Raw genomic sequence first — 17,374 nt, forward strand, 5'->3', positions numbered from 1 at the left:
AGATCAGAATGTGAATTCGCCGCCGATGAACCAGCCATCTACACGCTGATCAACGCGATCGAAGTCAATGCTCGCATCACGCCAGCCGGCACGGACCTTGAGAGGTACGGCAGCGAACTTGTAGGAGCCACCCAGACGGTAGTCATAGTTGTCGGCATCCTGCACGCGGGCATCGCCAAAGGCGGCAAAGCCGGTACCCGGAATGCGCACTTCGGCACCGGTGTAAGCCATCAGCACATCCTTGTCATAGGAGTAGTGCTGGGTGTTGAAATCGCCATCGTAACGACGACCGGTCAGGCCCAGATCGATCTGGAACAGGTCGTTGTTGAACAGGCGATAGTAGAGGCTCAGGTCGTAGGCCATCAGATCGTTGTTGAGGGCACCACCGCTGGTACCGAAATCGGAGATCTCGAACTTGGCGTTGGGCAGCAGAATGATACCGTGCTCCAGTTGCAGGTAGCCGCTCCAGTTGTAGTTCTCGTCATAGCTGCCGTTGGCCCCGATACCGTCAATCTGGCCGCTGCCCTGAGCGTTCCATACATCGGCACCGGCAGCGATACGCCAGTCATCAGCGGCCATGGCAGCCTGGCTGAACAGGGCCAGCACACAACCGGCAATCAAGGTCTTCTTCATCATTTCACTCTCTTATGGACTGGAAAGGCCATCATTTTACCCAGTGTGGCGGGAATACACAGTGCAAAAAGCTGAACAAGCGTCCATTAATGTCAGTGCTGCATCCCTGCCATGGGTTCAATCGGCTTCACTGGCAGGCTCAATTCCAGCGTCTGGCCATCATCCATGGTCAGGGTCAGCGGGAAAGGAGTGCCTTGTGACAACTCGCGCACCTCGAACAACATCACATGAAAGCTGCCGGGTTTCAGTGCCACTTCCCCCTTGGCCGGGATCGCTATGCTCTCGACCTGGCGCATCCTCATGACGCCATTTTCATGCAGATGGGTGTGCAGCTCGGCGCGCCCCACCTCGGGCGAGGCCGCGGCCACCAGCTTCACCGGCTTGTCGGCGTCATTTTTCAGCACCAGAAAAGCCGCGGTATTGGGGGATCCCGGAGGCAACAGGCGCACATAACCATCGACGGCTTCGACCTTGGCCAGGGCCGGTGCGGCCAGACCGAGCGCCAGCAGGGAGTAAAACGCACGTTTAAACATGGTTGAAATCCTTTTATGATGTTGTTAAACGCCGTAAAGCTTACCGCAGCAGTAATCTTTTGGCAGCCTGTGATAACAAGGATTTAGACATGGACCCCATTATCGTTGCCGAGCAGCAGGATGGCTTGCTCACCCTGACCTTCAATCGCCCCGACAAGCGCAATGCCCTCAATACCGACATGTATCGTGCGCTCACTCAGGCACTGCGGCAAGCGACACAAGATGACGCCATACACGTGTTGCTGATACAGGGGCAGCGCGATTGTTTCACCGCCGGCAACGATCTGGTGGACTTCATGGGCAAATCGAGTCTGGATGCCGATGACCCCATACTGCAGTTCCTGCACACACTGGCGGATTTTCCCAAGCCCGTCATCGCCGCGGTCGGGGGGCCGGCAGTCGGGATCGGCACCACCTTGCTGCTGCACTGCGATCTTGTCTATCTGGGGGATAATGCCCGGCTGCAACTGCCGTTCGTCGAACTGGGGCTGGTGCCGGAGTTTGCCTCCAGCCTGCTGCTGCCCCGCGCCGTGGGTCATCTGAAGGCGGCGGAACTCTTGCTGCTGGCCGAGGCCATCGACGCTGATGAAGCACTGCGCCTTGGTCTGGCCAACCGGGTAGTTGCCGCCGACGAGCTGCTGGCACTGGCTCGGGATCAGGGATTGAAGCTGGCGGCCAAGCCGCCCAAGGCGCTGCAAAAGAGCAAGGCACTGCTCAAACAGGAGCTGAAACAGGCGGTACACTTCGTCATAGATCTGGAGGCGCGCGCCTTCTCCCTCGCCTTGCAGGGGGAAGAGACGCAACACAGGATCGCGCAAAGGCTCAAACTCAGGGCCTGATCCTCAGTTGAGACGAAACCGACCTATCAGCTCGCAGCCCTGTACCTTGTCCTGCAGCTGGATCAGCCGGGCGATCTCGGGATTGGGGTGACGCTTGAGGAAGGAGATGAGCGCCGCCTGGCAGCAACCCAGTTCGCTGACAAGGGACTCGCACTCCCGGTTCGGGCACTGGGGCACCAGTGCCGTCACCAGCTCGGAGGCCAGCTTGAGGTAGCGCAGCTCATAGGCAGGCTCTTCCATGGCGCGCCAGAAATCCGCCAGTCGATGGCAGGTGGCCACCCGCATGCTGGCCAGCTCATCCAGATCATCGCTGGCCAGTTCGTACACTTCGGCAAGGGCTTGCTGATAGAGGCAAATAGCCGCACCCAGCGCCCCCGCGCCCAGTGCGTTTTCCGCCTCCAGCATGTAACGCTGCCAGATATGATGGGTCATGCTGATCTCCCGAGTCTATGGGTGGGATCCTTATCATGCCCAGTTGAGAATGAATATCAACCGGACCTTTTGTGCAGGATTTGACCAGCAAGGCGCTCAACCGGTTGGCATCGCCCTTCTCATGTCTTACCATCCGGTCCCATCATCTGGCCTCCACTGTCAGGATCCCCTTTTCATGTTGCGACCCCGTTTACCCCAGGCGCTCGGCTGCTCGACACTGTGCGTGCCCCGCCTGCTGGTCTGGATCTATTAGCTGCGCTCCTCGCGCCATTTATCCCTTTATCCATTGAACGAGGAACACAGCCATGAAGCACTGCCAACACTGGTCGCAGGTCGAGTACCTGCATCTGACGGTGACCAATCCCAACATCCGCCTCAAGGGGCAGCACAGCTACTACTCGGGGGCCTGGGACGGTCCTTTTGAAGAGGAGGCCGTGCGCTATCTGCACGGTGACAGCTGGAGCCGCTCACCCGACACCGGCTGGGAGCCGCTCTGGCACATAGACAGGCTCCATATCGGCGACTATGTGCAAATCGCCGCGGGCGTGAAGATCATCATGGGAGGCAACCACACCCACAACCCGGCGTTTATCAGCACCTATCCGTTTGCCGATCCGGATGCCCTCAAGCGCAGCTACCGCCCCGCCGGCGATACCCGTATCGGCAACGATGTCTGGATCGGGATGGACGCCATGATAATGCCGGGGGTCACTATCGGGGATGGCGCCATTATCGCCGCCCGCAGCCTGGTGACACAGGACGTGCCACCTTACTGCATGGTGGCGGGTGCGCCCGCCAGGGTGATCCGCCAGCGCTTTGCTGTGCAAGAAACAACACGGCTGCAAGCACTGGCCTGGTGGGACTGGCCGGATGAGCAGGTGCAAGCCCTGCTGCCGCTGATCCAGCAAGGAGAGGTGGCGCTGCTGGAACAGGCCGCCGCTCGCTGGCACTCAGCCGAACAGGAGTAAAAACACGAGTACGGGGCGCCCGGGCGCCCCGTACTCGACCTGCTGTTTCCCTGATTCAGCTGCCGCTGCGTGACTGATTGACCCGACACTGCTTGCCGGGATAACCGGGCAGATCACTGGCCTTGCTGCTGCACGCCAGCCGTTTGGCCTGATTGAGGCGTTCCATCAAGCTGGCGCCATCGACCGGTAGCCAGTTCAGCTGCTGGCCGAGCCAGCTGGCCCAGGCAAACTCGACAAAATAGACCTGATCCCGCTTCTCGAAATAACCCGCATCCTGCAGCATGCCCGCCACAGTCCGGTAGGGGTAATCGGGCAAGTCGCCGATATGGACAGGTAACTGCTCCGGAGTCAGGGGGGCTCCCTTCTCATCCTTGAGCCAGGCCCAGTGATTGCCCTGCATCTGGCTCCAGAAGCTGGACTTGTCCTGCAGCCGCGCTATCACCTTGACCCTGGCCTGCTTCACCCCCAGTTGCCACAGCGCCTTGGTGAGGTGATGCCTGTCCACCAGCCAGTAGCCGCCATCCGGTGCTATGACGATGGGGATCTCTTTCTTTTTCATCACTTTATCGAGCTGCTTCTCGCTCTTGCCCGCCAGTTCTGCCTGAGTATTGTCGACCTGGATCTGGCCAACACCGCCCTGGGTCGGATGCAACTGATCTATGTTCACCTCGCACCAGCTGCCGACCTGAGTCTCGCGCTCACAAGGCGCCAGCGCCCAGGCGCCCTGACTAATGGCCAAGGCCAACAGGATCCATGCTCTCATCGTTCACTCCTCTTCCCCTGATCGCAGATCAGCGGGTCAAATAAGGTTCCATACCGTCCCTGAAATACCGGGACTCATACTGGCGGTCTGACCAGCAAAGGGGATATCATGATTTCCCGTCTGCCGGCGATCATTTCTCGCCGAGTTTTCTCCCCGCTTCACACTATTTGAAGGATTAACCATGAAAGGATGGAGTCCCTTGCTGGCCCTGCTGGGTTGTGCCTGTGTCCAGGCCGCCGATGTTCCACCCGGCACCCAACTCGCCGCCGAACAGGCCGTCGTGCGTCACCTGAAAGATGAACCGGCAAGCCTGAGCCCGCTCAAGCTGGTCGGCCTGCCCGAACTGCAGGTATTGCGAGACCTCTACGAGGGGCTGCTGACCCAGGGGCCGGATGGCAAGGTGCTGCCTGGCGTCGCGACGCGGTGGGACAACAAGGACAATCAGCAGTTTACCTTCCATTTGCGACCGGATGCACGCTGGTCCAACGGTGACAAGGTCAAGGCTGCCGACTTCGTCTACGGCTGGCGCAAGCTGGTTGATCCAAAGGAGGCCGCTACCTTCGCCTGGTTTGCCCAGCTGGCTCACTTCACCAAGGTGGACGAGATAGTAGCTGGCAAGCTGCCGCCCGAGGCGCTCGGGGTAAAAGCCCTCGACGAGCACACGCTGCAGGTGACCCTCTCCCAGCCGGTCCCCTATTTCCTGAGCCTGCTGACCCACCCCAGCCTGTCACCCCTGCATCAGGCCAGCATGGAACAGTACGGCAACCAGTGGACCCAGCCGGGCAAGCTGGTCGGCAACGGCGCCTTCGTGCTGAGCCAACGGGTGGTGAACGAGAAGCTGGAGCTGGCCCCCAATCCCCATTATTGGGACAGGGCTCATACAGTGCTGACCAAGGTCACCTTCGTCCCCATCAACCAGGAAACCGCCGCCACCAATCGCTACCTGGCAGGGGATCTGCACATCACGGAATCCTTCCCCAAGGAGCAGTATCACAAGCTGATGCAGCAGATCCCGGGTGAGGTCCATACCCCGGATCAACTCGGCACCTACTACTACGCCTTCAATACCCAGCTGCCACCGCTGAACGATGTGCGGGTGCGCAAGGCGCTCTCCTACACCATCGACCGCGGCCTCATTGCCGCCAAGGTACTGGGGACTGGCGAGAAACCGGCTTATCGCTTCACGCCGGATGTGACGGCCGATTTTGAACCCAAGGCCAACCTGCTCTCCAGCACCAGCCAGCAAGATCTCGATGCCAGGGCCAGAGCATTGCTGCAAGAGGCGGGCTATGGCCCGGCCAAGCCGCTCAAGCTGACCCTGCTTTACAACACCGCCGAAATCCACAAGAAGATGGCGCTGGCCATCGCCAACCTGTGGAAGCAGAAACTGGGGGCGCAAGTCGAGCTTACCAATCAGGAGTGGAAGACCTATCTCGACAGCCGCCAGAGCGGTCAGTTCGAGGTGATCCGCTCCTCCTGGGTGGCCGATTACAACGATCCTTCTGCCTTCCTCGGCCTGTGGGGATCACGGCACAGTGGCAACATGGCCCGCTTCGCCAATGCACGCTATGACGAGATCCTGGCTCAAGCGGCCAAGAGCCGGGATCCCGGTGAGCGAGCCCGCCTGTTCGACGAAGCCGAGTCCATCTTGCAAGATGAGGCGCCGATCGCCCCCATCTATCAGTACACCAATGCACGGCTGATCAAACCCTGGCTCAAGGGGTATCCCATCAACAACCCGGAAGACGTGGCCTATAGCCGCCAGCTCTACCTCATCAAGCACTGATCATGCGGGGGCCAGCCTGACTGGCCCCCATTCAGGGCTGTTCATGCTCACGTTTTAGGCATAAAATGCCGCCCTTTCCATCAACCCCCACTCTCTTATCCGGTTTGTTATGCGTTTCTTATTGATGATCCCCCTGCTGGTCACACTGCCTGCCCACGCTGCAAGCGAGTCACAATGCCGTCAGGCGTTCACGGACTGGATGCTGACCCAGCACCAGCAATTCAGCGATCGCAATGCCAGCAAGATGAAGCGACGCCTGGCCGAGCGGGCCATCGATCAGATGCGCGACGAATTTGCCAAGCAGGAGAGCTTCTGTCAGGCCATGGAGTGGGCGACGCATCACCAGGATCAGGACCCCCGCTTCAACCCGAGACCGGGGGAGATCCACGACTTCACGCCCGCCAGCTGAATCAGCCGAATGAAAAAGCCCCGAACCTGAGTTCGGGGCTTTTTCATTTATCGAGCGAGACACTTGCCTCAGTCGACGTAGAAGGTCTGCTGGAAGGTGAGCGTCTGCTGCTGCCCCTCCCCCATGATCTTCAAGGTGAACTGGTAGGTATCCTGGTTGCGATAGGGCAGCACAGCCAGATAGTAGATGGCGTCCCCCTCCTTGACCTCCTGGAAGGTCAGAGTGCGCAGGGTACCGGTGAGGTTCTTGGCCTCGCCCGTGATCCCCACCGCCTGTGCCACCCCTTGCTTGTTCTGCACAGCGATATTGATGATGCCGTTGTAGCGACTGCGCTCCAGACCGTAGGCCTTGGCCACGTCCGGAGTAAGGAAGCTGGAGTTGAAGGCGCTGTAGTGCACTTGCCAGGGCCCCAGCTCCTTCATCTGTTCCGCCCGCAGCGGCAACGTCATCAGCAGTGCCAGCAGGCAGCTTATCCAGGCTGTTTTCATGGTGTCATCCTTCTCGTGTTATCCCTGAGTCTCCAGCAGGGCATGGATCTCGGCGGGGATCTGCCTGGGCGACTCGATGGCAACCGTCTTGTGCCGTCCCAGCTCCCCGCGCACTATGCGAACCTGTCCCTTGGCCACCTTGAACTGCTTGGCCAGGTACTTGATCAAGTGGCTGTTGGCCTGGCCATCCACCGGCGGCGCCGTGATGGCCACTTTCAACTCGTCTCCGTGCAATCCGACGATCTGATCCCGGCTCGCCTTGGGCTGGATCATCAGATGCAATATCAGCTCATCCCCTTCCCGCAGGACGGCTGGCATCAAATCATCCACCACAGCTGGCCGAACAGATCACCCAGCAGATAGTTGATGGCCTGCAGCCCGATAAAGGCGACCAGCACGGAGAGATCCAGCCCGCCCAGTGCCGGCAGGATGCGGCGGATAGGGGCCAGGAAGGGCTCGGTCAGCTGGTGCATCACGTGTTCGATGGGGTTGCGACCCTGGCTGACCCAGCTCAGGATGGCGCGGATCAGCAGCACCCAGAAGATCATGGAACCCGCTTTTTTCAGCACTGTCAGGGCGGCAAACAGGCTGATGGTGAGCCAGTCTGCCAGCAGCACGTTCATGCTCTTGAGCAGTGCCAGTTTGGCGAAGGCAATGATAATCGCCAGCAGCACCGAGGCCATGTCCACCCCACCGAAGCCAGGAATGACCCGGCGCAGCGGTATCACCAGCGGATTGGTCACCTTGACCACCATCTGGCTCATGGGGTTGTAGAAGTCGGCGCGGGCCCACTGCAACCAGACGCGCAGCAGCACCACCATGAGGTAGATATCAAAAATCGTGTTAATCAGAAAGTAAGCGGTGTTCATCTGAGCTCCAGCGGTAAGAGAAGAGTGTTCAGAAAAGAGTTTCCATCTCGGCAGCCCGTGCAACGGCTGCCTGCATGGCGTGAGCGGTCAGCGGCATCAGCCCCTGTTCCTGGAATGTCTTGATGGCCTCGGCTGTGGTGCCCCCCTTGCTGGTCACCTGCTCGCGCAGGGTTTGCAGCGACAAATCGGGATTCTGCTCCACCATGGCGGCGGCGCCAAGGGCTGTCTGCTGCACCAGCAGGCGGGCCTGCTCGGGGCTGAAGCCCATGGCCTCCGCTTCTTCGGCAATCGCCTGCATGAACAGGAAGAAGTAGGCGGGCGCACTGCCGGCCGCCGCTATCACGCCATTGATACCGGACTCTTGCGCTGTCCAGAGGGTCTTGCCCACGGCCTGCATCATCTGCTCGGCAAAGTCGCGATCGGCTTGCTCAATACCGGGTGGGGCATAGAGACCTGTCATGCCCAACCCCAATAGAGAAGGGGTATTGGGCATGGTGCGGATGATGCGAGCGTGACCGCCCGCCATCTCGCCAAGACGGGCCACCTTGATGCCGGCCGCGATGGAGATGAGCAGCTTGCCCTCAAGGGACCCCAGCTCACCGACCAGCGCACTCAGCATGCCCGCCATCAGCTGGGGCTTGACCGCCAGCACTATGACGTCGGCCTCGCGGGCCGCCTCGGCATTATTCTGGGTGATGCGAATGCCATATTCGCTTGCCAGCGCATCCAGCTTGGGGCGGCTGGGATTGGCGGCGATGATACGCTCGGCCGGATAACCCGCCTGGACAAGGCCGGCAATGATACTGCGGCTCATATTGCCTGCGCCGATAAAGGCGAGGATTCTCTGCTGCATCAAACACTCCTGTGGATGAAATGGCTGCAAACACCTGCACTGCCTGCGCCGATAAAAGCGAGGGTTCCATATTGCATCAGGTGGTCTTGCTTATGAATAGTCACGGGCTCCAAAGATGGCGGTACCGACCCGCACCATGGTGCTGCCATGGGCGATGGCCAGTTCGAGATCCTCGGTCATCCCCATCGAGAGGGTATCGACGCTCGGGTATTGTTGCGCAAGCTCGGTGAACAGAGTCTGCATGCGCACCATCTGGGCAGCCAATACCGCTTCGTCACTGGTATGTTCAGGAATGGCCATCAGCCCCCGCAATACCAGCCTTTCACTGCGGGAGACCAGCTCGGCCAGCCGGAAAATCTCTTGCTCCGACGTTCCGGATTTGCTGCTCTCTCCGCTAATATTGATTTGCAGACAGATATTTAGCGGCGCCAACCCGGCTGGACGCTGGTTGTTGAGACGCTCGATCAGCTTGTCACGATCCACGCTCTGTACCCAGTCGAACCGTTCGGCCACCAGCCTGGACTTGTTCGATTGCAAGGGGCCGATAAAGTGCCACTCTATGTCTGTACAGATGGCTTGCTCGCGCAGTGTATCTATCTTGGTCGCCGCTTCCTGGGCATAGGACTCACCGAAGCGTCGTTGACCGGCTGCATAGGCCTCGCGAATGGCCTCAAGCGGCTTGGTTTTGCTGACCGCAAGCAGGTTGATGTGATCGACACAGCGATCCGCCTGGCGAGCGGCCTGTACAATACGTTCCTTTACCTGAAGCAGGTGCTGGGCAATCTGGCTCATATTTCGTTAGTGATCTTGTGATGGGAGAATGACAAGTCTATGGATATCACAGAGTTATTGGCTTTCAGTGTAAAGCATAAAGCCTCGGATCTACACCTCTCGGCCGGGGTTCCCCCGATGATCAGGGTTGATGGTGAGGTTCGCAAGATCAATTTGCCCGCCCTGGAACACAGGGAAGTGCATGCCCTCATTTACGACATCATGAACGACCACCAGCGCAAGGAACTGGAAGAGAACTTCGAGGTCGACTTCTCGTTCGAAGTCCCCAATCTGGCCCGCTTCCGGGTCAATGCCTTCCAGCAATCCCGCGGCTCGGGGGCCGTATTCCGTACCATCCCCAGCACAGTGCTGAGCCTGGAGGATCTCGATGCCCCCGAAATCTTCCGCAAGATCTCCGAATACCCGCGCGGCCTGGTACTGGTGACAGGGCCGACCGGCTCGGGCAAGTCCACCACACTGGCGGCCATGGTCAACTACATCAACGAGAACTTTCATCACCACATTCTCACCATCGAAGACCCCATCGAATTCGTCCACGAGAACAAGCGCTGTCTGGTGAACCAGCGGGAAGTACACCGCGATACCAAGAGCTTCAGCAACGCCCTGCGCTCGGCACTGCGGGAAGACCCGGACATCATACTGGTGGGCGAGATGCGTGACCTCGAGACCATTCGTCTGGCAATGACGGCGGCCGAGACCGGCCACCTGGTATTCGGCACCCTGCACACCTCGTCGGCAGCCAAGACCATAGACCGTATCATCGACGTCTTCCCCGGTGCGGAAAAAGACATGGTGCGCTCCATGCTCTCCGAATCCCTGCGGGCGGTTATCTCCCAGACTCTGCTCAAACGGATAGGCGGCGGCCGGGTGGCGGCCCACGAGATCATGATGGGCATACCCGCTGTGCGCAACCTCATACGGGAAGACAAGATCGCCCAGCTCTACTCCGTGATCCAGACCGGGATGACCCACGGCATGCAGACCATGGATCAGAGTCTCAAGCAGCTGGTCAGCCGTGGTGTGGTTGCGTCACTCGATGCCAAGGCCAAGGCGGTCGACCCCAATAGCGTGTAACCACAATGAAAAACGAATCTAAGGAAGGAGTCGTTATGAATCTGGATGCTCTGTTGGCCGAACTGGTCGCACGCAAAGGCTCGGATCTGTTCATCACGGTTGGGACGCCCCCCACCCTCAAGATCAACGGGCATCTGTTCTCCCTCGGCAGCGAAGCGCTCGACAAGCAGAGCGCGCTGACCCTGGTCAGGGAGACGCTCAGCCCTGAGCATTTCGAGCGCTACATCCGCACCAGGGAGGGCAACTACGCCATCCACCGCGAGGCACTGGGACGCTTTCGGGTGAGTGCCTTCTGGCAGCAGGAGCTGCCGGGCATGGTGGTGCGCCGTATCGAGACCCGCATTCCAACCTTTGACGAACTGACCCTGCCGCCCATCTTGCAGGAGGTGGCCATGGCCAAACGCGGCCTGGTGCTGTTCGTCGGTGCCACCGGAACGGGCAAATCCACCACTCAGGCAGCCATGATCGGCTATCGAAACCAGAATGCGGACGGCCATATCCTGACGGTGGAAGATCCGGTGGAGTTCGTGCATCAGCACGGCCGCAGCCTGATCACCCAGCGGGAAGTGGGCATAGATACGGAATCATTCGATGTGGCGCTGAAGAGCTCCCTGCGCCAGGCACCTGACGTTATCCTCATCGGCGAGATCCGAAGCCAGGAAACCATGGAGTTCGCACTGCAATTTGCCGAGACCGGCCATCTTTGCCTCGCGACCCTGCACGCCAACAATGCCAACCAGGCGCTGGATCGCATCCTCCATCTGGTACCGCAGGAGAAACACCGCCAGTTACTGTTCGATCTCTCCTTCAACCTGCGTGCCATCGTCGCCCAGCAACTGGTGCCAAGCCTGGATGGTCGCCGCCGCTTCGCGGCGTTTGAAGTGCTGCTCAACACGCCGCTCATCACGGATATCATCCGCAAAGGCGAGGTTCATCGTCTCAAGGAGGTGATGACCAAATCCACCGAGCTTGGCATGCAGACCTTCGATCAGGCGCTGTTTACCCTGTTTTGTGCCGGCCAAATTGGCTACAGTGAGGCCCTTGCCCATGCCGACTCGGCCAACGACCTGCGACTGCTGATCAAGCTGTCCGGCCGTGAGCAGATGGGTGCAGGCACACTCGACAACGTCACCCTGGATGAATGAGGGACGTGTGTCACCGCTATAAAGGATCGTTATGCTGATTGTGGTTTCCCCGGCCAAGACGCTGGATTACGAGTCACCTCTGGTGACCTCCCGTTTCACCCAACCCCAATTGCTGGATCACTCGGCTGAGCTGATCACCCGGGCCCGCCAACTGACACCGGATCAGATCGCCAGTCTGATGAAGATCAGCGACAAGCTGGCCGGCCTCAATGCCGCCCGTTTTGCCCAGTGGCAACCTGACTTCCATCCAGACAACGCCCGCCAGGCGCTGCTTGCGTTCAAGGGGGATGTCTACACAGGGCTTGCGGTAGAAGATTTCAGTGACGGGGATTTCGACTTTGCCCAGGCGCACCTTCGCATGCTCTCCGGCCTCTACGGCGTGCTGCGCCCGCTCGATCTCATGATGCCCTATCGGCTGGAGATGGGGACCCGGCTAGATAACAGTCGCGGCAAGGACCTCTACCAGTTTTGGGGGGATGTGATTACCCAGCACATCAATGCAGCGCTGACGGCGCAGGGGGACGAGGTGCTGATCAACCTGGCCTCTGACGAGTATTTCAAGTCGGTACGACCGAAAGCACTGAAGGGCAGGATCGTCACCCCTGTGTTCAAGGACGAGAAGAATGGCCAGTTCAAGATCATCAGCTTCTACGCCAAAAAGGCGCGCGGCATGATGGCCCGCCACATCATCAAACACAGGCTGACCGAGGTTGAGCAACTGACTGGTTTCAACGTCGATGGTTACTACTTCGTGCCAGAAGAGTCTGACGCTCATACCCTGATGTTTAAACGTGCCGAAAATTAATTACAGAAAGAGGGAACCAAATTCAGGATCCCCGGGTCTGAATACGTGAATCCTCTGTTGTAAGCACTTTTTATCAGCCGACGTCTATGCGTCGGCTTTTTTCTGCGCGCGATTCCCGCGCTACTTCCCCATCCAGGATCCACTTGGCAAAACGGCCATCCGAGGATGGCCGTTGCTGCAGGTATGGCTTACTTCTTTTTCTTCTTGGCACTCTTCTTCTTGCCATCCTTCGGCTTTTTCTTCTTCACCGGCACTCGTGCTTCTTTGTGCTTGGGACGCAGCTCGTCGATCACCCGCCGCTTGAGACGCTCTTCGGTGTAACGCTCAATCTTGGCGACCATGCCCATGTCGTGGGCTTCCACCAGGCTGATGGCGCAGCCACGGTTGCCGGCGCGACCGGTACGGCCAATGCGGTGCACATAGACGTCTGTACCATAGGGCATGTCGTAGTTGATGACATGGCTGACGTTGGGCAGGTCAATGCCACGGGCGGCAACGTCGGTGGCAACGAGGAAGGGGACTTCCCCTGCATGGAACTTGCGGATCGACTCGACACGCTTGCTCTGTTCCATCTCGCCACGGATCCAGGCACATGGAATACCCGCAGCCTGCAATTGGCCAGAGAGTTCGGCCAGGCGCTCGCGGGTTCTGACGAAGACGATGGCTTTCTGGGTTTCCGGATCCTTGAGGATGTGGATCAACAGGGCCAGCTTGTGGGCGGCGTCATCGGCCAGATGTACCCACTGGGTAATTGGGCGACGTTCGCTGCGGGGCGGCTCGGCATGGAGTTCAACCGGCTCGTTGAGGATCTCGTTGGCAAACTTCTCCAGCCCGGCCCCTTCCAGGGTCGCAGAGAACAGCATGGTGTGCTTGCGATACCGCGCCTCCGCCACTATCCGATTCACATCCTTGACAAAACCCATGTCCAGCATGCGGTCCGCTTCATCCAGTACCAGCACTTCGATGTCATGGCTCTCGAACTCTTCTTTATCTATGTACTCGAGCAGACGGCCCGGAGTAGCGACCACTATGTCGGTGGTCTTGGTCAGGGCAGGCAGCTGCTCTTCGTGGCTGACGCCGCCAATGATGGTCTCGATGCTGAGGTTGGTGTGCACTGCCAGCGCCTTGGCGTGGGCAGTAACTTGCAACGCCAGCTCGCGGGTCGGGGTCAGGATCAGCATGCGGCACGGGCCAGGCTTGCGGCGCGGGAAATCCAGCAGATGTTGCAGGGCAGGCAGCACGAAGGCCGCCGTCTTGCCGGTACCGGTCGGAGCGGATGCCAGAATATCGCGGCCGTCCAGGGCTGGCTCCAACACCATCTGCTGGATGGTGGTCGGGCGGGTGAATCCCATCTCGGCCAAGGCCCGGTTGAGGGCTGGATGCAGGTCGAAATCATCAAAGGACTGGCTCATGGCAATACTCGGTCATTAAGGAAACGGCAGATTATAGGCGATTATGCCGTCGGCTCCTATGGTGACTGTGGCTTAGTCGCTATAATCGCCGACCATTTTGTGTGTAACTGGCATATGGCGGGGGTCAGATGGGACGAAATAGCGGCTTTACCTTCAAACAGTTTCACGTCGAGCACGACCGCTGCGCCATGAAAGTCGGCACGGACGGCATACTGCTAGGCGCCTGGGCACCGGTGGCCGACACCCGCCGGGTACTGGACATAGGTACCGGTAGCGGCCTGGTTGCACTCATGCTGGCCCAACGCAGCAGATCCGACTGCATCATAGATGCGGTGGAGCTGGATATGAATGCAGCGACTCAGGCCAGAGAGAATGTGGCGGCCTCCCCCTGGGAAACCCGGATCAACATCATGGAGGGCGCCATTCAGGATTATCAGGCGACCCCCTATGACCTCATCGTCTCCAACCCTCCCTACTTTGGAGCAGGCCAGTCTCTGCGCGACCCGGCCAGGGCACTGGCTCGACATACAGGCTCCCTCGACAGCCGGGATCTGCTGGCAGCATGCGATCGCTTGCTGACCCCTGTCGGACAAGTCGCGCTGGTGTTGCCGACCGCCATGGCCGATGAAATTTTATGCATCTCGGCAGATTATGATCTGCATGGGGTTTGTTATACAGCTGTTATCACCAGAGCCGGGAAAGAGGCAAATCGTGTTTTATTGCTACTTGGCAGAGGATTAAACAGGTGTGAGCAGGGTGAGATTGTGATCCATTCTGCTGGGGGAGCCTATTCCGACAGATACATCCAACTGACCCACCCCTTCTATTTGAAGATGTAAATTTCGTCTTGAACTATTTTTTCACGCCATTATGCTGACTCTCAAACGAGCGCCCGCTCCAGACCAGCTCAAACCACTGGTTGTGATGAAAAAACACGCGGGGCTCCTTTTTTTTCCCCCTGAACAACGCCGGTCACTGACCAATAAAAAACTATAACAAGCAATAGTTTACAAGACAGACGAGGTTGAACTTGACGAAATCACTCACATTATCCGATGTACTCGGATTGGGCTTCATGACCTTTGCGTTCTATCTGGGCGCCGGTAACATCATTTTCCCGCCATTGGCAGGCTACATGGCAGGTGAGCACCTCTCTCTGGCCATGCTGGGCTTCCTGGTCACAGCCGTGGGCCTGCCCCTCATCACCATCATTGCTGTTGCCAAAGCGGGCAATGGCTGGGCTGGCATGACCAAATTTCTGCCTGCCGGACTGGCAACAGCACTTGCCGTGGCCATCTATATCATCATTGGCCCGGCCTTTGCTGCTCCACGTACCGGTCTGGTTGCCTATGAAATGGGCCTCAAGCCCTTTATCGGTGATATGGGTCAAGCCGGTCTTGCCGCCTATACAGTGATCTTCTTCGGCATTGCCATACTGGTCTCCCTCAATCAGGGCAAGCTGATGGATACCATCGGCAAATACCTGATGCCGGTTCTGATGGTACTGTTGCTAACCCTGGCCGTCGGCGTCTTCGTCGCACCGCAAGGCACAATACCGAGCGCCACCGGTGACTATCTCGAGGGCCCGTTCGTGAAGGGGATCCTGGAAGGCTATAACACCATGGATACCCTGGCCTCCCTGATGTTTGGTGCCCTGATCATCGATCTGCTGCGCCAGAAGGGGATCAACGACTACAAGAGCCAGTTCAAATATCTGGCCATTGCAGGCCTTATATCTGCCATCGGTCTGTCCGTGGTCTATGTTTCCCTGTTCCAGCTGGGTAATACCGCAGCCGGGGTTGCCACCGACGTCAGCAATGGCGGCGCCATCGTCAACGCCTATGTGCTGAGCCTGTTCGGTCAACCGGGTCAGTTCATTCTGGCCGGCATCATCACCCTGGCTTGCTTCACTACCGCAGTGGGCCTCATCTCCGCCTGCTCTGACTTCTTCCACAATCTCACAGGCATGAGCTACAAGAAGCTGGTTGTCCTGCTGGGTACCATCTGCGCCATCGTCGCCAACGTGGGTCTGAGCCAGCTAATCAGCCTCTCCATCCCTGTGCTGGTCGCCATCTATCCGGTCGCAGTGGCACTCGTGCTGGTCACCTTCCTGAAGGGATACTTCGGTCGTCCCCGTCTGGCATTCCGCTCTGTCCTGATGGTAGCGTTCCTGTTCGGTTGCCTGGATGGTCTGGGTGCTGCCGGCATGAAGATGGATGCCTTTGCCTTCCTGCCACTGTTTGACAAGGGCCTGGCCTGGTTGCTGCCGACCCTGCTGGCCTGTGGCCTGGGCATGGCGGTGCGCTCCAGCGAGAAGCTGGCTGCCGAAGCCGCCTGACAACAATTTGTTCCGATATAAAAAGAGGCCAGCATATGCTGGCCTCTCTCTTTTCTCTGATCCGTCACCACAACATCAAAGCAGCGGGACTATCGGTTTGGGTTTTCCTTCCAGGCCATACCAGTGCGTCTCAATCCGACCGGCATGCCACTGAAACGTGCCCCAAGGCCTGTCTGCCTGCCAGCGCGGAAAACTCACTACCACCTTGTTGTCGTCGTACTTGTAGAGCGAGGTGCTGATCTGGACATCAGACAATATGAGTAGCAAAACCCAGCCGATGAAAAGCCATTTCAGCGCTTTCCACATAGCATTACTCGAAACAGATTTCGATTGTGGCACGACCGTAGTCTGACTCGAACGGCATCATGATCTTGGTGCCGTCGGCCCTATGGGTAATGGTATGGTTCGGGCCCGAAACTATGATGGGGGTCGCCATATCAAACTCGTAGCCCTTCTCCCCCAGCATGCGCTTGGCGCCGCCGGTCACCATGTTGGTGATCTCGCCCACCATGTCGGTCACTTCTTCATTGATGGTCGCCGGGGCTTCACCCAGCATGCGGCGCATGATCTCCAGTGCCAGTCCCTTCTCGAAACTGATGGAGAGGGAACCCCGGGTCTGCGGGCCGACCATGCCGATAAGACCTGAGACATCGCCGCGCGCCAATTCGTCCATCTTGCGCTTGGGTTTCCCTGGTCTGAGCTCCAGCTGTGCCATGGTAGAAAGCACATTGAGCAGGGAAAGCAGGAATGGGTTTACAAAATCAGCCTTCATGTTGACTTCCTACGGTGGGCGTACAGCGAGCACATTGTCCATGTGCCTCTATTGTCTTATTGGTAATAGTAAAGCCATGCTGGTGGGCCTGCTCGGAAAACGCGCTATCGATGGCAGTGTCATGAAGCTCTACCACATCCCCGCACTCGTCACAAATAAGCAACTGCATCGGATGGGCATGGTCAAAATGACAGCAGAATATGAAAGCGTTGAGCGACTCCACCTTGTGGGCAAAACCCTGCTCGAGCAAAAAATCGAGCGCTCGATAGACAGTCGGCGGCTTGGCATGAGCCTCGGTTTGCTGCAGTTGAGCCAGCAGATCATAGGCGCTAATGGCGTTGCCGTGGGCGGCCAGCAGAGTGAATACCTGGCGCCGGGTAGGGGTGAAGCGGATCCCGCGTTGTTCGCAGAGTCGTTCGGCTCGTTGTAAAAGTTGGTCTTGATTCATGATCACGCAAATACC

General features: G+C 58.6%; 22 protein-coding genes. 9 read left to right on the forward strand and 13 right to left on the reverse strand.

The window, feature by feature from the left end; translation table 11 throughout:
• Positions 1-3: 3 nt before the first annotated feature.
• Together ONZ54_RS19235 and ONZ54_RS19240 are read right to left on the reverse strand one after the other, a co-directional pair.
• Entirely contained in the window at positions 4-633 is a 630-nt protein-coding gene (locus tag ONZ54_RS19235; RefSeq protein WP_034283590.1) for a TIGR04219 family outer membrane beta-barrel protein, read from the reverse strand.
• Positions 634-725: 92 nt separating this feature from the next.
• Positions 726-1,166 (reverse strand): copper chaperone PCu(A)C, encoded by a 441-nt coding sequence (locus tag ONZ54_RS19240; protein ID WP_005320497.1) that lies wholly within the window; start codon positions 1,164-1,166, stop codon positions 726-728.
• A gap of 89 nt (positions 1,167-1,255) precedes the next feature.
• Between ONZ54_RS19240 and ONZ54_RS19245 the strand changes: the two genes are divergently transcribed.
• Entirely contained in the window at positions 1,256-2,005 is a 750-nt protein-coding gene (locus tag ONZ54_RS19245) for an enoyl-CoA hydratase-related protein (protein WP_271786933.1), read from the forward strand.
• 3 nt (positions 2,006-2,008) lie between these two features.
• Here ONZ54_RS19245 and ONZ54_RS19250 read toward each other — a convergent pair whose 3' ends face one another.
• Entirely contained in the window at positions 2,009-2,437 is a 429-nt protein-coding gene (locus ONZ54_RS19250) for a DUF2753 family protein (RefSeq protein WP_005320494.1), read from the reverse strand.
• A 305-nt stretch (positions 2,438-2,742) separates the two neighbouring features.
• Between ONZ54_RS19250 and ONZ54_RS19255 the strand changes: the two genes are divergently transcribed.
• Positions 2,743-3,405 (forward strand): CatB-related O-acetyltransferase, encoded by a 663-nt coding sequence (locus ONZ54_RS19255; RefSeq protein WP_271786934.1) that lies wholly within the window; start codon positions 2,743-2,745, stop codon positions 3,403-3,405.
• Positions 3,406-3,460: 55 nt separating this feature from the next.
• Here ONZ54_RS19255 and ONZ54_RS19260 read toward each other — a convergent pair whose 3' ends face one another.
• The gene (locus ONZ54_RS19260) at positions 3,461-4,168 is read right to left on the reverse strand and encodes a ParB-like protein (protein ID WP_005320489.1); all 708 of its coding nucleotides are present in this window, start codon (positions 4,166-4,168) and stop codon (positions 3,461-3,463) included.
• Between the two features lie 181 nt (positions 4,169-4,349).
• Between ONZ54_RS19260 and ONZ54_RS19265 the strand changes: the two genes are divergently transcribed.
• Positions 4,350-5,954, forward strand: a complete 1,605-nt coding sequence (locus ONZ54_RS19265; protein WP_155604018.1) for a peptide ABC transporter substrate-binding protein — start codon at positions 4,350-4,352, stop codon at positions 5,952-5,954.
• 109 nt (positions 5,955-6,063) lie between these two features.
• Positions 6,064-6,363 carry a hypothetical protein gene (locus tag ONZ54_RS19270; RefSeq protein ID WP_011899099.1) on the forward strand — a complete coding sequence of 100 codons (300 nt, stop codon included), beginning with the start codon at positions 6,064-6,066 and terminating at the stop codon, positions 6,361-6,363.
• Between the two features lie 68 nt (positions 6,364-6,431).
• On the opposite strand, the gene ONZ54_RS19275 is transcribed toward ONZ54_RS19270, so the two are convergent.
• From ONZ54_RS19275 to ONZ54_RS19295, 5 genes are all read right to left on the reverse strand, one after another.
• The gene (locus ONZ54_RS19275) at positions 6,432-6,851 is read right to left on the reverse strand and encodes a DUF4426 domain-containing protein (RefSeq protein ID WP_005320482.1); all 420 of its coding nucleotides are present in this window, start codon (positions 6,849-6,851) and stop codon (positions 6,432-6,434) included.
• A gap of 18 nt (positions 6,852-6,869) precedes the next feature.
• Complete coding sequence (gene yggU / locus ONZ54_RS19280) at positions 6,870-7,169, reverse strand: DUF167 family protein YggU (RefSeq protein WP_005320479.1); 300 nt, start codon at positions 7,167-7,169, stop codon at positions 6,870-6,872.
• Positions 7,169-7,720, reverse strand: coding sequence for a YggT family protein (locus ONZ54_RS19285; RefSeq protein ID WP_005320477.1), 552 nt, complete (start codon positions 7,718-7,720; stop codon positions 7,169-7,171). The genes yggU and ONZ54_RS19285 overlap by 1 nt, the downstream gene beginning before the upstream one ends.
• A 28-nt stretch (positions 7,721-7,748) precedes the next feature.
• A complete protein-coding gene (gene proC, locus ONZ54_RS19290) occupies positions 7,749-8,573 on the reverse strand; it encodes a pyrroline-5-carboxylate reductase (protein ID WP_271786935.1) in 825 nt (274 codons plus the stop codon).
• Positions 8,574-8,663: 90 nt separating this feature from the next.
• On the reverse strand, positions 8,664-9,365 hold the full coding sequence (locus tag ONZ54_RS19295; protein WP_271786936.1) for a YggS family pyridoxal phosphate-dependent enzyme: 702 nt from the start codon (positions 9,363-9,365) through the stop codon (positions 8,664-8,666).
• A 39-nt stretch (positions 9,366-9,404) separates the two neighbouring features.
• Here ONZ54_RS19295 and tapT point away from each other — a divergent pair, with 39 nt between their 5' ends.
• From tapT to yaaA, 3 genes are read left to right on the forward strand one after another with little or no spacing between them, the layout of a single operon-like run.
• Positions 9,405-10,439: a type IVa pilus ATPase TapT gene (gene tapT, locus ONZ54_RS19300; protein ID WP_005320466.1), complete on the forward strand. Its 1,035-nt coding sequence runs from the start codon at positions 9,405-9,407 to the stop codon at positions 10,437-10,439.
• A gap of 35 nt (positions 10,440-10,474) precedes the next feature.
• Positions 10,475-11,584, forward strand: a complete 1,110-nt coding sequence (tapU, locus tag ONZ54_RS19305) for a type IVa pilus ATPase TapU (protein WP_021140458.1) — start codon at positions 10,475-10,477, stop codon at positions 11,582-11,584.
• A gap of 31 nt (positions 11,585-11,615) precedes the next feature.
• The gene (gene yaaA, locus ONZ54_RS19310) at positions 11,616-12,389 is read left to right on the forward strand and encodes a peroxide stress protein YaaA (RefSeq protein WP_087757148.1); all 774 of its coding nucleotides are present in this window, start codon (positions 11,616-11,618) and stop codon (positions 12,387-12,389) included.
• A gap of 188 nt (positions 12,390-12,577) precedes the next feature.
• On the opposite strand, the gene srmB is transcribed toward yaaA, so the two are convergent.
• Positions 12,578-13,801 (reverse strand): ATP-dependent RNA helicase SrmB, encoded by a 1,224-nt coding sequence (gene srmB, locus ONZ54_RS19315; RefSeq protein ID WP_005320462.1) that lies wholly within the window; start codon positions 13,799-13,801, stop codon positions 12,578-12,580.
• Positions 13,802-13,929: 128 nt separating this feature from the next.
• Between srmB and ONZ54_RS19320 the strand changes: the two genes are divergently transcribed.
• Both ONZ54_RS19320 and brnQ read left to right on the forward strand, forming a co-directional pair.
• Positions 13,930-14,640, forward strand: a complete 711-nt coding sequence (locus ONZ54_RS19320; RefSeq protein ID WP_059112464.1) for a tRNA1(Val) (adenine(37)-N6)-methyltransferase — start codon at positions 13,930-13,932, stop codon at positions 14,638-14,640.
• Positions 14,641-14,825: 185 nt separating this feature from the next.
• The gene (brnQ, locus tag ONZ54_RS19325) at positions 14,826-16,139 is read left to right on the forward strand and encodes a branched-chain amino acid transport system II carrier protein (protein WP_017412062.1); all 1,314 of its coding nucleotides are present in this window, start codon (positions 14,826-14,828) and stop codon (positions 16,137-16,139) included.
• A gap of 75 nt (positions 16,140-16,214) precedes the next feature.
• Here the strand turns inward: brnQ and ONZ54_RS19330 are convergent, their stop codons facing one another.
• Genes ONZ54_RS19330 through zur form a run of 3 tightly spaced genes read right to left on the reverse strand, consistent with a single transcriptional unit; the run spans position 16,215 to position 17,359 of the window.
• Positions 16,215-16,445 (reverse strand): hypothetical protein, encoded by a 231-nt coding sequence (locus ONZ54_RS19330; RefSeq protein ID WP_005320453.1) that lies wholly within the window; start codon positions 16,443-16,445, stop codon positions 16,215-16,217.
• A 4-nt stretch (positions 16,446-16,449) separates the two neighbouring features.
• Positions 16,450-16,911: a chemotaxis protein CheX gene (locus tag ONZ54_RS19335; RefSeq protein WP_005320452.1), complete on the reverse strand. Its 462-nt coding sequence runs from the start codon at positions 16,909-16,911 to the stop codon at positions 16,450-16,452.
• On the reverse strand, positions 16,901-17,359 hold the full coding sequence (gene zur, locus ONZ54_RS19340; protein WP_005320451.1) for a zinc uptake transcriptional repressor Zur: 459 nt from the start codon (positions 17,357-17,359) through the stop codon (positions 16,901-16,903). The genes ONZ54_RS19335 and zur overlap by 11 nt, the downstream gene beginning before the upstream one ends.
• Positions 17,360-17,374 lie beyond the last annotated feature (15 nt).

Origin of the sequence: Aeromonas salmonicida (genome assembly GCF_028355655.1) — a bacterium.
GTDB classification, from domain to species: Bacteria; Pseudomonadota; Gammaproteobacteria; order Enterobacterales; family Aeromonadaceae; genus Aeromonas; species Aeromonas salmonicida.

Excerpts from the sequence above, each read along its gene's own strand:
- ONZ54_RS19235 (WP_034283590.1), bottom strand. The coding sequence starts at position 633 with ATGAAGAAGACCTTGATTGCCGGTTGTGTGCTGGCCCTGTTCAGCCAG.
- ONZ54_RS19240 (WP_005320497.1), bottom strand. The coding sequence starts at position 1,166 with ATGTTTAAACGTGCGTTTTACTCCCTGCTGGCGCTCGGTCTGGCCGCA.
- ONZ54_RS19245 (WP_271786933.1), top strand. The coding sequence starts at position 1,256 with ATGGACCCCATTATCGTTGCCGAGCAGCAGGATGGCTTGCTCACCCTG.
- ONZ54_RS19250 (WP_005320494.1), bottom strand. The coding sequence starts at position 2,437 with ATGACCCATCATATCTGGCAGCGTTACATGCTGGAGGCGGAAAACGCA.
- ONZ54_RS19255 (WP_271786934.1), top strand. The coding sequence starts at position 2,743 with ATGAAGCACTGCCAACACTGGTCGCAGGTCGAGTACCTGCATCTGACG.
- ONZ54_RS19260 (WP_005320489.1), bottom strand. The coding sequence starts at position 4,168 with ATGAGAGCATGGATCCTGTTGGCCTTGGCCATTAGTCAGGGCGCCTGG.
- ONZ54_RS19265 (WP_155604018.1), top strand. The coding sequence starts at position 4,350 with ATGAAAGGATGGAGTCCCTTGCTGGCCCTGCTGGGTTGTGCCTGTGTC.
- ONZ54_RS19270 (WP_011899099.1), top strand. The coding sequence starts at position 6,064 with ATGCGTTTCTTATTGATGATCCCCCTGCTGGTCACACTGCCTGCCCAC.
- ONZ54_RS19275 (WP_005320482.1), bottom strand. The coding sequence starts at position 6,851 with ATGAAAACAGCCTGGATAAGCTGCCTGCTGGCACTGCTGATGACGTTG.
- yggU (WP_005320479.1), bottom strand. The coding sequence starts at position 7,169 with ATGCCAGCCGTCCTGCGGGAAGGGGATGAGCTGATATTGCATCTGATG.
- ONZ54_RS19285 (WP_005320477.1), bottom strand. The coding sequence starts at position 7,720 with ATGAACACCGCTTACTTTCTGATTAACACGATTTTTGATATCTACCTC.
- proC (WP_271786935.1), bottom strand. The coding sequence starts at position 8,573 with ATGCAGCAGAGAATCCTCGCCTTTATCGGCGCAGGCAATATGAGCCGC.
- ONZ54_RS19295 (WP_271786936.1), bottom strand. The coding sequence starts at position 9,365 with ATGAGCCAGATTGCCCAGCACCTGCTTCAGGTAAAGGAACGTATTGTA.
- tapT (WP_005320466.1), top strand. The coding sequence starts at position 9,405 with ATGGATATCACAGAGTTATTGGCTTTCAGTGTAAAGCATAAAGCCTCG.
- tapU (WP_021140458.1), top strand. The coding sequence starts at position 10,475 with ATGAATCTGGATGCTCTGTTGGCCGAACTGGTCGCACGCAAAGGCTCG.
- yaaA (WP_087757148.1), top strand. The coding sequence starts at position 11,616 with ATGCTGATTGTGGTTTCCCCGGCCAAGACGCTGGATTACGAGTCACCT.
- srmB (WP_005320462.1), bottom strand. The coding sequence starts at position 13,801 with ATGAGCCAGTCCTTTGATGATTTCGACCTGCATCCAGCCCTCAACCGG.
- ONZ54_RS19320 (WP_059112464.1), top strand. The coding sequence starts at position 13,930 with ATGGGACGAAATAGCGGCTTTACCTTCAAACAGTTTCACGTCGAGCAC.
- ONZ54_RS19330 (WP_005320453.1), bottom strand. The coding sequence starts at position 16,445 with ATGTGGAAAGCGCTGAAATGGCTTTTCATCGGCTGGGTTTTGCTACTC.
- ONZ54_RS19335 (WP_005320452.1), bottom strand. The coding sequence starts at position 16,911 with ATGAAGGCTGATTTTGTAAACCCATTCCTGCTTTCCCTGCTCAATGTG.
- zur (WP_005320451.1), bottom strand. The coding sequence starts at position 17,359 with ATGAATCAAGACCAACTTTTACAACGAGCCGAACGACTCTGCGAACAA.